A 13,032-nucleotide genomic window follows, 5' to 3' on the forward strand; every position below is an offset into this window, starting at 1 on the left:
TTAATAGTTTCAATAGTTTATGGATATATATAGGCTATTTATTGGCTATTTTTAGTTTATTTTCCAACAAAATACCCACCCTCTTTTTTTTGGTTCGATATTTGCTATTACCTTTGTTGAAACCCATTTTTATCAACAAGAAGAGGACTGCGTAAATGTCAATCGTTCCAATTAAAGAGTTTTCAGCAATGGCAAAAGCCAACCCTGAAATAGCGGTGAAGTTAAAAGAGTGCTTAAAAATGAAAGAATTATTTGCACTGGCTAAAGAACATGGTTTTGAGTTTGATGAGAATTCATTGTATCCACCCAATGAACCTCAATTTACTGAAGACCAGCTATCTGAAAGATTAGTTAAAGCATTACTGAGAGTTTAGTCGAAAAGAGCGGGGTACGGCTGCCGATTGCTGTACCCCGCTCTCACGTACCCATCATTTAGGAGCAAAGAAAAATGAACCGTCATCGTTTACTTCCGCTATTAGTTGCTAGCGTTACACTCATAATGAGTTCTTTTGCTGCTGCGGAATCTGTCAGTGTCAGTGTCGCTGTTGCATCTAATTTCACTGCGCCAATGAAAGCGATTGTCAGCGCGTTTGAACAAGACACGGGGTACAAGACGCAAATTTCCTACACTTCTTCCGGCAAAGCGTTTGCCCAAATTATAAATGGCGCACCATTCCAGGTTTTTCTATCAGCCGATTCTCTTAAACCAGAAAAATTAGAACAAGACGGAATGGCTGTTGCCGGGACTCGTTTCACCTATGCGCTTGGCACTCTCGTTTTATGGTCTGCCAAGCCCGATTTTATAGATGCCAAAGCCAAAATATTACAACAAAATTCCTTTCAGCATATAGCCATGGCTAACCCAAAATTAGCTCCGTATGGTGTTGCTGCTCAAGAAGTAATGGAAAATCTAGGCGTCTGGTCTAAACTGCAAAATAAATTAATTCAAGGTGAAAATATTTCTCAGGCTTATCAATTTATCTCGACAGGCAATGCAGAATTAGGCTTTGTAGCACTCTCACAAGTGATGGATCATGGTAAAATAACGAAAGGTTCCGCGTGGATTGTGCCTGCTGTGTTACATAAACCTATACGCCAGGATGCGGTACTCCTGACTACTGGTAAAGATAATATTGCCGCGACTACTTTAATGGATTACCTGAAATCAGCTAAAGCCACTGACATTATTAAATCCTATGGCTATCATCTGTAGAATTAACCCATAATGTTATGTTGAGCCCCGACAATCTGACTGCGATTTTTCTAACTTTTAAACTAGCGACGATTGTTACCTGCCTGCTGCTGCTTATCGGTACGCCAATAGCCTGGTGGCTGGCACGAACCAGATCACGATTAAAAGGCGTGATTGGTGCGATTGTTGCCTTACCAATCGTATTGCCTTCCTCCGTCCTCGGCTTCTATTTATTAATGAGTATGGGGCCAAATGGGCCAGTAGGTCAGCTTACCCAATTCCTGGGCCTGGGCACTTTACCCTTTACCTTTGCAGGTCTTGTTATTGCGTCAGTGTTCTATTCCCTGCCTTTTGTCGTACAGCCCATTCAAAATGCTTTTGAAGCCATTGGTGAAGGCCCTTTAGAAGCCGCGGCGACTTTGCGTGCCGGACCGTGGGATCGTTTTTTTACTATCGTTATTCCTTTAGCTTTGCCCGGATTTTTTACCGCTACGGTTCTTGGTTTTGCTCATACCGTTGGTGAATTTGGTGTGGTATTAATGATTGGCGGTAATATTCCTGGTGTAACGCGTGTTATTTCTGTACAGATTTATGACTATGTAGAGGCCATGGAATATACCCAGGCGCATGAGTTATCTGGCTTAATGCTGGGCTTCTCATTTTTGGTATTGCTGGCCTTATATACCATAAATCCGCACAAGAAAGATTAGCATATGAGCACCGAAAATATCAGCGCCTGCTTTAAGCTGGATTTCAATAAATTTTCTTTAGATGTTGATCTTACGCTTCCTTCCCATGGCGTTAGTGCTTTATTCGGTCACTCCGGCTCAGGTAAAACCACCCTGTTAAGATGTATCGCGGGGCTTGAGCGAGCAGCCGGACATCTTTGCATAAACGGTGAAGTTTGGCAAAATAACGGGCTGTTTATACCCACCCACAAGCGTCCGCTAGGGTATGTCTTTCAAGAAGCCAGTTTATTCCCGCATCTAAGCGTACTGGGTAATTTGAAATATGGAATGCAGCGCGTATCGGGGGCTAATTCAACGTCATCTCTGGAACATTCCATTGAATTATTAGGCATTGGACATTTATTAGAGCGTAAACCTGCCAGGCTTTCTGGCGGCGAACGACAAAGAGTCGCTATTGCGCGCGCATTGGCGGTTAACCCTCGTATTTTACTTATGGACGAGCCACTCGCCGCACTCGACATGGCACGTAAAAAAGAGATTTTACCCTTCCTGGAACGCTTACGTGACCAGCTAAAAATTCCCATTGTGTATGTCACGCATTCAGCCGATGAAATGGCACGTCTAGCCGACCACCTTGTTGTTATGACAGAAGGCAAAGCGATTGCGAGTGGTTCACTTACCGAAACCTTGTCACGCCTGGATCTACCTATACAGCTTAATGAGGAAAGCGGTGTCGTGCTTAAAGCCTTTATTGCAGAACGTGATCAGCAATGGCATCTTGCGCGCGCCGAATTTCCTGGCGGCAGTTTGTGGATGAGAGATATGGGCTTTGCCATAGGCCGCTCAGTGCGTTTGCGTGTGCTTGCTCGCGATGTCAGTCTGACTCTGGAGCTGGAGCAAACAGAATCACAAACCAAAAGTAGTATTGTCAATGTATTACCTGCGGTCATCAATGAGCTGGTAACAGGTGAACATCCAGCAATAACACTCGCCAGAATTCAAGTCGGAGAATCCATTTTACTCTGTCGGTTAACCAGCCGGTCAGCCCATGCATTAGATCTTTCAGTGGGCAAATCAGTCTCTGCGCAGATTAAATCTGCTGCGATTATTGACTGAAAGTCGTGATACAGAGCAAATATCTCTGTTGCCTATGTTCACACTTACTTTGTAAGCTAACGACTTAAACTTACCTGATTACGTACAACTCACAGCCATATTAAAATAAAATTCAAAATATCAGTATATTAAGAGTCTCGTCATTCCCGAAGTCTACCCAGTCAAGCGTGGGCACAAGCTTTATCGGGAATCTTTGCTTACCCCACGAGATTCCTGCTTAAAGCATGCAGGAATGACGAATATAGCTGAGAGTTATGGGCAAAAATCAGGTAAACTTAAGCAACCGTCTTAGGATAAGCAAAGGGGCTTTATCCCGTGCCCATTACTAATACTCTACGACCTATATCTTTCTATTTATCTGTCTGGCAAGCAAACTGACGGGATGTATAATTTCGATACGGGTATTGCTTTGCGCAACGGTCTTTAGCTGTAAAGCACAACCAATATTAGAGGTTACTAAATAGTCCGCACCTCTGCTCTCAACTTGCTGCCACTTTAAATAACGCAGTGCATCAGCATTTTCCGGGTGGGTTAACATATAGCTACCCGCCGCCCCGCAACATAAGTTATTTTCAGCAAGTTCGCGCACGTCAAGTTCAGGTATTCTGCTTAACATGGCATACACTGCAGACTGGTTTTTTAAGACATTGCGCTGGCTACAGGGCTCATGCACCAGAACCTCTTTGGCACAAGGCTCTAATGCCAGATTTGCGGGCCAGTTATGATTAATAAATTCGCTCACTTCCTGCAATTTACTTTGAAAAGCAAGCAACTCTTGCTCATCATTCGCTAAAATATGCTGATATTCCTGCAATTGACTGCCACAGCCAGTCGCGCAATAAATAACAGCCTGCATCGATAAGGCATTAAAAACCTTAAGGTTATGACGCATCAATTGTTTTGCGTTTTCTGCTTCGCCGTTATGCAGATGCATAGCCCCGCAACAGCTTTGTCGCTCAGGAACCAACACTTCATAGCCCAGGGCATTTAATACCTGAATGGCGTCGTTTAAGGTTTGACGGTCGAAATGATCAGAGAGACAACCACTAAATAAAGCAACGACACCTCGCTTTTCCGCTACTGGATAGTTTGGCTTTAAACACTTTAAAGTAGGCACGGGGGCAATATTATCGGCACGGCTTAAGCCTATTAACGCTAATATCCCCAGTTTTCTCGATAAGGCTTGCAAACCGCTGAGCTGGAAAAATTTCACCAGTGGCAGTACGCTCTTAAACCACCGCTTTTTAGCCACCAGATTCAAGGCTATACGCCCATAGAAATGCCTGGTTTCCGGGCTTGCTAACTGCAACTGTGCCTGGTCAAATAGTTCACCATAATCCATTTTACTGGGGCATACGGCTTCACAGGCACGGCACTGCAGACAGTTCTGTAAATGCTCTACAGCCTCGTTACTTAATGTTTCTTGACCAACCAGTAAACGACTTAAAGTGCGTACACGCTGCCGGGGACCTTCTTGTTCATCTTGAGTAAGTTGATAAGTGGGACATGAACTTAAACACATGCCACAACGCATACAGTCCATTGCATCGGGAATAATAGGCCCTGAGGGTGGTATGTAGGTTCCGGCACTCTGGTCAAAATCCATTAGCTCATACATTATTAATCACCCATAAAATAACTATACGCTTTGCGTAATAAGGCCATCTCAGTGGGAGAGCCACCTCTTAACGCGGTTAAATTCTGCATTTTACAGTGCCTTTGCAACATCAATTCATGAGGAGGATCAAGTAACTTAAAGCGCGCCATATACACCGTCACTATCCCTTTCGGCGTTTCAACCTGTTCGTAAAAACCAGGCTCTGCAACCAGTAAATCATCGTCCAAATCCAGTTGTACATTTAATTTTTTAATAAGCTGTGTTGGATATAGGTCGATCGATTGCATAACCCGGTCTTGTTCTTCAACGATACTGGAAAGTTTGGGTAAAGGTGGAAAACAGATATCGCCCTCTTGTTGCTGGCAAAATAGGACTAGTGCACTGATATCACCCTTGTAACTAATAATGAGGTGGGAATTATTTTCCATATGCGTGAGTGTTTAAAGACACAAAAATGCCTAGGTTGATTGTTGTTGATCAAAAAGTGTTTTATATCCGCTATCTAAAAGCGATAGCTGATGATTCGTGTCATGTAATTCAGCATATTGAGGAAAACGCTTATTATTTCCCTGGCTGTACCATTGATCCATCGCTTGCGAAAGTGTTTGTTTTCTTGTGTAGGTCGCTGCGATTTTTTTCTTGAACCAAAGTAAATTATTTTCTTCAGTTAAAGCCAGAACTTTATATCTAACGCCTGTTTCAAAAATACGCACACCCCCGCCTTCAGCGGCGGTTTGATATAAAGCCTGTGGATCAACCACTTCTACACCTGCTAAATAATCAATACCAAATTGATACAACTCAGCTAACCAGGGCACTGTAGGTCCCATTAATACCGTTTTAGCAGACTGTGAAAGTTCAGCTAAGCGAGGAAAAGTCTTATTGGCTAAACTGCTTGCCGATAAGAAAATCCAGTCTGCATCAGGTAATAAAAATTCACAGGCGGGATCAGGCAGGTCACCAGTCACAGGTGTACGTTCTAAAACCTGCCAGCCATATTGCTCAATATAATGCTCAATCCCGGGGTAATGGCCAATAACAACCACTTTCTGATTCTGGATTAACGGTAAAAAATATTCAAAGACTGTTAAATTAGCCGAGCCTTTTTGCGCTGTCAATAACTCACATTCGGGCAGGTCTGAACCCTGATTAATACTGCAATTAATTGCTGCCATTGCCGTTGTTGCCTGGTAGGGCTCCCATTGCATTATTCCTTGAGCGACATCTTTTAGCGGTTTACCTGCAAGTGTTCCCGGCCATTTTAGTGTGCGTGTCGGGGCTACAGGCGTCATGGACAGCCCGGAATGCAAGGCTTCATGTTGAAGCGTCTGGCAGACTGTCCAGACTAAACCGATACTGACACGTTCTATTATTTTTGTACTACTGCAATAATCTAATAAACATTCATAAATTCGCTTGGGATCTTCCATAATGATCGGCTATTCCAAAGCGGGTAATAATTTAGCTTCCGTTTTGATGCCATCGGCATTCCCCCAGGCGCTCATTGCTTCGACAAACCATTGCTTGCTGGTTGGGTGCGGCTTAACAATGTCGTATTCCGCATAAAAGGAAGCATCACTATTAAACTGAATCTGCCCGATGCGTTGCTTATGTGCATCGTACCAACAGCCGGTCAGATTTTCTTCAGCAGTATATGGATCTTTAGTGAGAGAAAATTGGGCGCCATCAAAAACAAGACAGCCAGCAATATCATCAAAAGAAAAACCAAGTTTAAAGATAGCACCTAGCATTTCCTGACAAATCTGATTTCCAAGTGCCTGGTATTTTTTAAATTGATTTTGTACTTCAATTTCCCTGTTCACTTATCCTCCTTCAATCCTTTAGCCAGATCCATGATCACTGAAGCCCCGGAGCGATCTTCAGGATCCAGTTCCAGCATAATATCTAAAATAGTATGCGCCTGCGTTTTTTGATCTAAGCGAAGTTTTATAAATGCGAGTGCCTTTAACGTATATAAATAAAACAACGTTGCTTCATTCGCATACAAATCCCATTTCGACTGTTCACGATATAAACGATGAAAATCTGACGGAAAACCGCCCTGCCTGGCCGCTTCTTCAAGACCTGCGATAATAAAATGTTCAGACTCCTTAAGACGGGCCTGATAAAAATAAAATTTATACAGGGCGAAATAACTTTGTAAACAGTGTGAATCAAGATCGAACGCTTGCATAAACAAGGCTTCAGCTTTTACCTTATCATTTCTGCTTGCAATAACAGCAGACTGAAGTAATGCATTCACTGATTCAGGCATATTTGGGCTAAACATGACTGCCTCATCGATTAACCCCATACCCGCCATGTCTACCAAACCTCAGCTGGAACGATGAGCTTTTCTACTGGTTTGCCGCCTAACAAATGTTCTTCGATAATGGTTTTCACATCCGCTTTCGTAACTTTTCCATACATCACGCCTTCTGGATAAACGAGTACACTTGAGCCCATCATGCACGGCCCCAGGCAACCTGTATTGGTCAGCGCTATCTTTTCAAACAAATTGCGGGTTTGCATCTGAGTCATAAACTCATTCATCACCTCAGCACACCCCTTAATACCACATGAACCTCTAGGGTGTCCTTCCGGACGACTTTGAGTACAAACAAATACGTGTTTTTCTGGTCTAGGCATGATTATTCCTCTATGCTGCTTGTTTATGTTCGTGCGTAAAACATGATTTAGGGCAGACTTTTGAACAGGCTTCACAGCCGATACAGTCCATACGATCTTTCAGACTCATGACCATACTGTTTTCGTCATCATCTTCAAAATCCCCATAATCATCATCAAAATCTTCAGGGTCAAGTGCCTCAGACTTTTCCACCAAGTCAAATACATCACGCGGACACACTTTAAAACAACGTCCACAGCCTATACAGGTTTCTTGATTCAAATCAGAGACATACGCTGGCGTCCATACAGTTCCGCCAAAGGTTACTCCGGTAATATTATCTGCCATGGCTCTCTCCTATGCAGTTTCTGACTGAGCTGCCATCAACGCCTGATTTGCTTCATCCCATGCTTTACAGGCCTCAAAAGTTGCCTCTGCAATGCCCATAAGGTCTTTATAAGCTGCTGGTAAGCTATCTTCAATCAAATCATGCAACTCCATTGCCTGTTCACTCGCCAGGCGTTTGGTTTTTTTTACGTTCTTTTCAAGCTTTTTTATTTCTTCAGGGCTCATCGTTGTCTCCGTTAGTCAGTCGCTGCACCAGGGTATTTTTCTAATAACTCTTTCGCTTTAGCTATCAGTTTTTCACTTTGCTCACACATGGCTTCTACACTCGAAAAGCCAAAACGATGCGTATCACGTAACACTTTATCAATAACAATTAACTTGCCCACCATGACTAAAGCACGCCCAAAGCCTTCATGTGAAATATTTACCAAGGTGACGGCCATCAGATTAGTTTCATGTTCTAAAGTTGCTGCAAGCGCACTATAATAAGCTTTGACTCTGGCTAAAGTAATCTCATCAGGATCGCCAATAACAGGAATTTCTTTTTTACGCTCTTTGGTTAAAATTAAAGGATCAAGAATCTTTGCATTTGACCAGCCATCATAAGTCCCATACGAATCTAAAGCTTTTAACTGTTTTAACATTTCACCAACAAAAAATTTATCCAGAAATGGATCATTTTCTTCTACTACTTGTAAGACTGCACTCACGTTAATTCTCCAGGTTGTTTTTGATTGTGTTACACGCTATATAATCTCGTTCCCACGCTCTGCGTGGGAATACAGTTTGTGACGCTCTGCGTCACGGAACGCTGAGCGTTCTCGTACGAATTCCCACGCAGACCGTGGGAACCAGGGCATGTTATTTTTTGCGAATTTATTCCTGCCAATCTTCTTCGGCCATGTCATTAAATCGCTTAGGATCATCTGAACTTTGTTGCTTTATCGCACGCGCCAGCCAACTTGAAGGCCCTGCACGTAATTCGCTCTGCAGGTCATCGAGTAACTTTTCTATTGGGCTATCATCATTGACCTTAACGGGCTGAATACCGAGCGCAACTAACTGTTTAACAGCGGAAGCACCGACTGCCTGACAATACACAGCAGCACAACCTTGCAACAAATCAAACTTGACGGCGAGCTTATCTTCATTGCCATCCTGATCTAATGAACCAAATTGCGCCGCTTCAAGAAATTCAAATTTATCGGGATTCAGCGTATAAATAGCAAAGGATTTAGCTGATCCAAAATGTTGATTAACGTGTTTCATATCCGTGCTTGCAAAAGCAACTTTCAATGAAGTACTCATAGACAACTCCTCTTGTTCACTATGCACGACCTGCATACGTCTGGTTAATGACATGACTGCGTTTGCTCGTTTAAAGGTTTCTGTGCATACACCGAGTGATACTCAGGTATTTCCTCGTGTGTAAAATTGATGACCAAATTGGCTAAATCAAACAGTGTCTGACGAGAGCCGCGGTAACCTATCCATGTTTTCTGGTAACCGCCGATAATATCGAACTGCGGAAATCCTGCTCGTAGAATCGGAACACCTAACCTTTCAGCGGTTGCTGTCGCATGCGAATTACCGATCACTAATTGCGCTTTGTGCTCTTTAGCAATCAACTCCAGATCTTCCAAATCACCAATCTTCACCTGAGCTACGGGTAATCCGGCTAAACTTGCGGCGGGACTGGGTGATACTGCCGCAACCACTTCAGAGCCCATTTCTTTAAGAAAATAAGCAAACGCATTGAGTTGATCCGGATCCGCTGCTAAGGCAACCCGTAATTGACCTAACATAAAATGCGTATCCAGCATGGCATCCTGTAATTGCATACGCTGGCGCTCTATACGTTCAGGCACCTCACGAACACTGATATTTGCCAATGCATGCACCAAAGCGTCATTCGCGGCTAATCCATATAGATGTTCAAATTCGTAACTGGGTACCCCCGTTTTCTGTGCTAAGAGTTCGCCGGCTTTGTGCATTGACGGCCCTATAACCAGAGTTGCCTTCGCTTCCCCTAAAGTTGCCATTTCTGAAACAGGCGTACCGCCAATGGTTACGGGTGAAAATTCATCTTCAGTTAAAGCACCATCAAGAGAGTCGGCAATATTGGGTACAAACACAGGTCGTAACTCAAATTGCTCTAACAGATAGGTTAAGGCTTCTATGTCACCAGGCGTCAGCATCGCACTGCACAAAACATTGACTTGATGTTTTCGACTACCGGGTGTCGTCCCTGCCTGTTCTGCATCTGGAACCGTCACACGAATAATTTCTGTCACCGTCGCGGCATATCCTGTTTCTGCACATCCCGTAAAGTCAGGGGTATTCACCGCGACTACGGCAACATCAGCATATTCAGGATATTTTTCACGAAATTCGAGCACATTGCGCTGCACATCTGCGCCTTGGGTTTCAGCTAAACCAGTGGTTAACACAGTAATCAAAGCAGGCTTGCTTTTCTCGGCAATATTCTTTAGACCTTCAACTACATTTTCATCAGCGCCCATGACTGAACTGCCCTGATCCATCGCGGTTGTTTGCAAAGGAATAGGTTCACGAAAATGACGCACAAAGAAGACTTTTGCAAACGCTGTACACCCTTGTGAGCCATGCAACATAGGTATTGCATGATTAAAACCCAGGGTTGCCAGCGAACCACCAATAGGCTGACTCGCTTTTAGCGGATTAACCGATAGCGCTTTTTTACGTTTAATGATTTCAACCATCTTAAGCCACCTTTTCTGATTTCCACGGTGCACGCGCGCGCACTGCTGGCCAAACCGGACTTTCAATTGTTAATGATAATTGCCTGACTAACTCCAGCATCCCTGCATAACCCGCGTAGCCAAATTCGCGTTCTTGATTAATATCTAAAAAAGGAACTTTGGCTTTGAGTGCGGTATACATGTTTCGACCGCCGGCAATAAGTATGTCAGCTTTATAGTCCTTAACCACTTTCAACAATGCTTTGGGGCTACCATCATCGATCATCATCGTTTCTTCGCCCATTAATTCACGGATTCTCGCTTTGTCTTCTTCGGTAGATTTTTTAGTTCCCGTTGCGACCACAACCATTCCTAAATCCTGTAAGGCTGAAATGACTGACCAGCTTTTTACGCCACCGGTAAATAATAAAACCCGTTTACCGTTTAATCGCTCTTTCCATGGAATCAGTAGCTCTCTAATTCTTGCTTCTTCACGCGCTATCAAAGCTTCCGTTCTTGCCGTTAAATCAGCATCATTAATAGCCCTGGCGAAATCACGTAAAGATTGACTGGTATCGGTAATACCATAGAAACTGCCTTCAAACCAGGGCGTTCCATAGCTACTTTGTAATTTACGGGCAACGTTAACCATGGCTTTAGAACAGACCATCATATTGACTTCGGCCTTATGCATGGTTTGTACTTCGCGGAAACGGGCATCGCCAGATAAAGTACATAGCACGCGTAAACCGAGTTCATCAAGCAAGGGTAAAACATGCCAGAATTCGCCGGCTATGTTGTATTCCCCGACTAGATTGACATCATGCACTGTGATGCCGTCCCGCTCTGAACCAACGGGCAAACTATCAGGTTCACGCGTACCTATCACATGTTTGACCATCGCATCGCCTGCGATACGGTTACCTAAATTTTTGGTTCCATAGAACCCCGCACAATCTATCGGGACAACCGGCACTCCCCAGAGTTCTTCAGCCGATTTACACACGGCGTTGAGATCGTCACCAACCAGGGCAGGTACACAGGTATTATAAATAAACACAGCAGGTGGCTGATAACTGTCTATCGCCTGCTTAATAGAGTGCAGCAAGCGCTTTTCACTGCGCCCCATAATAATATCCTGCTCGGTCAAATCAGTGGTCATACCTATCCGGTACAACTGCGCACCCGATGATCGTGTGCCCCGGTTATCCCATGAACTCCCGGCGCAGGCGATAGGACCATGCACTATATGTGCGACATCAGCAATAGGTAATAATGCTATCTGAGCACCATCAAAAGCACAACCACCGGCTGCCGATCCGGGCTTGGGTTTAGCACAACCGGATTTCTCCTTTTTGTTATGCTCACAAGCAGGCTCGTCTAATAACTCTGCAATATCTTTTGTCGATTTCATGCACATCACCTCTATTTTTATTAAGAGATAAAGCAACCAATGTGCCATCTTAATAAGAGACTGAATTTGCTTGTTTTATAGCAAAATATTTTGTAGCAAACACGACAAAATGAGTGAATTAGCGGAGCAGTAATGCGACAATGTTTTTACAAAATTATTTATTTAACGACATTAAAAGAGTCTGCCTTATGAAATTAATAGCATCTACAGGAATCGCCTTACTTTTAGTTGCCTGTCAGCCCACAAAACAGGCCAGGCTAGTCTATCCAGAGGGTATCTACCCGCAGCCGGAATGGTCAGCAGTTGAGCTTGAACAGAATATCACTATTCATCATTTATCCCGAAATGGAGACTCAAGCACTCATATCATTCGTTTGAAAAATAAAGAATCCCCGCACTACCATGACTTTCATGATCTTAATGTCTCAGTCTTATCAGGCACCAGCATTATTCATTTTAAAGATTACAAAGTAGAGCTGGAAGCAGGTGATGTGATTTATATCCCTAAAGGAACCTATCATTGGGTTGAAAATACGTCGCCTAACGCCAATGTTGTTTTTGCCGTTTTTTCACCCGCGTTTGACGGCAAAGATAAACGTGAAGCAGATTAACCCGCAAACTAACCATCTAAAGTATATTCACCCGACTCCATCATGCCTTCCATAATGCCGCACAGACGTTGTGCGCTAATTAAACAACCTGCCTCAAATTTACGCGGCATAACCTCCAGTAATACATCCTGTGCGACCAATTGGTGTAAAGAGGTTTCAAGAAAAAACTCCAATGATTCTGCAACGGGTACAAAACCCTCCCAGTCTCCCACGGCGGCTTCGTTTGCATAACGTTTATATGGCCATATCGGCTGTGTTACTTGACCATTAATCTCACGCGTTACCCAACTAAATGCATTCTCCTTTAGCCCCCAAATTTCCTCTGTTTCAAAAAATCGGTATAAGAAATATTCTAAAAGTTCAGCATCTGTCATATTAGGTACAGCGGCATATTCATCTTCATAAGGTTCGTAGCGCATAGAATAGGTCCTGTCTTGATTGGAAAAACTAAACTCAAGCAAAAAATACGCCATTGCTGCGAGGAAGTATAGGTACCAGCAACTGTGCTGATATTGAAGTGCTTAAGATCTCTTTATGCAGATGCTAACGGGAAACCAGCGGTGTTATAAAATCGATTTTACAATAACTATGTCTCTGATAAAGCGTTTTCAGGCACCGACCGACCTCGCACATTCTAAGCCGCAAAAGCGTTCTATCGCTCGTCTGAAAATACACAACAACGGCGCAAATTATCT

At 43.5% G+C, this 13,032-nt stretch carries 18 protein-coding genes; 5 read left to right on the forward strand and 13 right to left on the reverse strand.

The window, feature by feature from the left end; translation table 11 throughout:
• Positions 1–155 precede the first annotated feature (155 nt).
• The 4 genes from AU255_RS14865 (at position 156) to modC (ending at position 2,997) form a co-directional block, all read left to right on the forward strand.
• Complete coding sequence (locus tag AU255_RS14865; RefSeq protein ID WP_080523723.1) at positions 156–374, forward strand: Nif11-like leader peptide family natural product precursor; 219 nt, start codon at positions 156–158, stop codon at positions 372–374.
• 74 nt (positions 375–448) lie between these two features.
• A complete protein-coding gene (gene modA / locus AU255_RS14870; protein ID WP_080523724.1) occupies positions 449–1,213 on the forward strand; it encodes a molybdate ABC transporter substrate-binding protein in 765 nt (254 codons plus the stop codon).
• Positions 1,214–1,230: 17 nt separating this feature from the next.
• Positions 1,231–1,902, forward strand: a complete 672-nt coding sequence (modB, locus tag AU255_RS14875; protein ID WP_080523725.1) for a molybdate ABC transporter permease subunit — start codon at positions 1,231–1,233, stop codon at positions 1,900–1,902.
• 3 nt (positions 1,903–1,905) lie between these two features.
• Positions 1,906–2,997 carry a molybdenum ABC transporter ATP-binding protein gene (modC, locus tag AU255_RS14880; RefSeq protein ID WP_080523726.1) on the forward strand — a complete coding sequence of 364 codons (1,092 nt, stop codon included), beginning with the start codon at positions 1,906–1,908 and terminating at the stop codon, positions 2,995–2,997.
• A 340-nt stretch (positions 2,998–3,337) separates the two neighbouring features.
• Here modC and AU255_RS14885 read toward each other — a convergent pair whose 3' ends face one another.
• The 12 genes from AU255_RS14885 to nifE all read right to left on the reverse strand — a co-directional run bounded on the left by AU255_RS14885 (position 3,338) and on the right by nifE (position 11,726).
• Entirely contained in the window at positions 3,338–4,615 is a 1,278-nt protein-coding gene (locus AU255_RS14885) for a (Fe-S)-binding protein (RefSeq protein WP_080523727.1), read from the reverse strand.
• 2 nt (positions 4,616–4,617) lie between these two features.
• Positions 4,618–5,043 (reverse strand): hypothetical protein, encoded by a 426-nt coding sequence (locus tag AU255_RS14890; RefSeq protein WP_080523728.1) that lies wholly within the window; start codon positions 5,041–5,043, stop codon positions 4,618–4,620.
• 30 nt (positions 5,044–5,073) lie between these two features.
• Positions 5,074–6,045, reverse strand: coding sequence for a DUF364 domain-containing protein (locus AU255_RS14895; protein WP_080523729.1), 972 nt, complete (start codon positions 6,043–6,045; stop codon positions 5,074–5,076).
• 9 nt (positions 6,046–6,054) lie between these two features.
• Positions 6,055–6,438, reverse strand: coding sequence for a hypothetical protein (locus AU255_RS14900; protein ID WP_233144697.1), 384 nt, complete (start codon positions 6,436–6,438; stop codon positions 6,055–6,057).
• The gene (locus tag AU255_RS14905) at positions 6,435–6,929 is read right to left on the reverse strand and encodes a hypothetical protein (protein WP_332889065.1); all 495 of its coding nucleotides are present in this window, start codon (positions 6,927–6,929) and stop codon (positions 6,435–6,437) included. Before AU255_RS14905 ends, AU255_RS14900 begins: the two co-directional genes overlap by 4 nt.
• 11 nt (positions 6,930–6,940) lie before the next feature.
• Positions 6,941–7,264, reverse strand: coding sequence for a (2Fe-2S) ferredoxin domain-containing protein (locus AU255_RS14910; RefSeq protein ID WP_080523731.1), 324 nt, complete (start codon positions 7,262–7,264; stop codon positions 6,941–6,943).
• 10 nt (positions 7,265–7,274) lie between these two features.
• The gene (gene fdxB / locus AU255_RS14915) at positions 7,275–7,592 is read right to left on the reverse strand and encodes a ferredoxin III, nif-specific (RefSeq protein ID WP_080523732.1); all 318 of its coding nucleotides are present in this window, start codon (positions 7,590–7,592) and stop codon (positions 7,275–7,277) included.
• A 9-nt stretch (positions 7,593–7,601) separates the two neighbouring features.
• Positions 7,602–7,817: a CCE_0567 family metalloprotein gene (locus AU255_RS14920; RefSeq protein ID WP_080523733.1), complete on the reverse strand. Its 216-nt coding sequence runs from the start codon at positions 7,815–7,817 to the stop codon at positions 7,602–7,604.
• Between the two features lie 11 nt (positions 7,818–7,828).
• Entirely contained in the window at positions 7,829–8,302 is a 474-nt protein-coding gene (locus tag AU255_RS14925) for a NifX-associated nitrogen fixation protein (RefSeq protein WP_233144698.1), read from the reverse strand.
• Between the two features lie 166 nt (positions 8,303–8,468).
• Positions 8,469–8,900, reverse strand: coding sequence for a nitrogen fixation protein NifX (gene nifX / locus AU255_RS14930; RefSeq protein WP_080524172.1), 432 nt, complete (start codon positions 8,898–8,900; stop codon positions 8,469–8,471).
• A gap of 44 nt (positions 8,901–8,944) precedes the next feature.
• Positions 8,945–10,333: a nitrogenase iron-molybdenum cofactor biosynthesis protein NifN gene (gene nifN, locus AU255_RS14935; protein ID WP_080523734.1), complete on the reverse strand. Its 1,389-nt coding sequence runs from the start codon at positions 10,331–10,333 to the stop codon at positions 8,945–8,947.
• A gap of 1 nt (position 10,334) precedes the next feature.
• Positions 10,335–11,726 (reverse strand): nitrogenase iron-molybdenum cofactor biosynthesis protein NifE, encoded by a 1,392-nt coding sequence (gene nifE / locus AU255_RS14940; RefSeq protein ID WP_080523735.1) that lies wholly within the window; start codon positions 11,724–11,726, stop codon positions 10,335–10,337.
• A 188-nt stretch (positions 11,727–11,914) separates the two neighbouring features.
• On the opposite strand from nifE, the gene AU255_RS14945 reads away from it, so the two are divergent.
• The gene (locus AU255_RS14945) at positions 11,915–12,337 is read left to right on the forward strand and encodes a cupin domain-containing protein (RefSeq protein ID WP_158083146.1); all 423 of its coding nucleotides are present in this window, start codon (positions 11,915–11,917) and stop codon (positions 12,335–12,337) included.
• An 8-nt stretch (positions 12,338–12,345) separates the two neighbouring features.
• Here AU255_RS14945 and AU255_RS14950 read toward each other — a convergent pair whose 3' ends face one another.
• On the reverse strand, positions 12,346–12,756 hold the full coding sequence (locus AU255_RS14950) for a DUF2750 domain-containing protein (protein WP_080523737.1): 411 nt from the start codon (positions 12,754–12,756) through the stop codon (positions 12,346–12,348).
• Positions 12,757–13,032: the final 276 nt, after the last annotated feature.

Origin of the sequence: Methyloprofundus sedimenti (assembly GCF_002072955.1) — a bacterium.
Classification (GTDB): domain Bacteria; phylum Pseudomonadota; class Gammaproteobacteria; order Methylococcales; family Methylomonadaceae; genus Methyloprofundus; species Methyloprofundus sedimenti.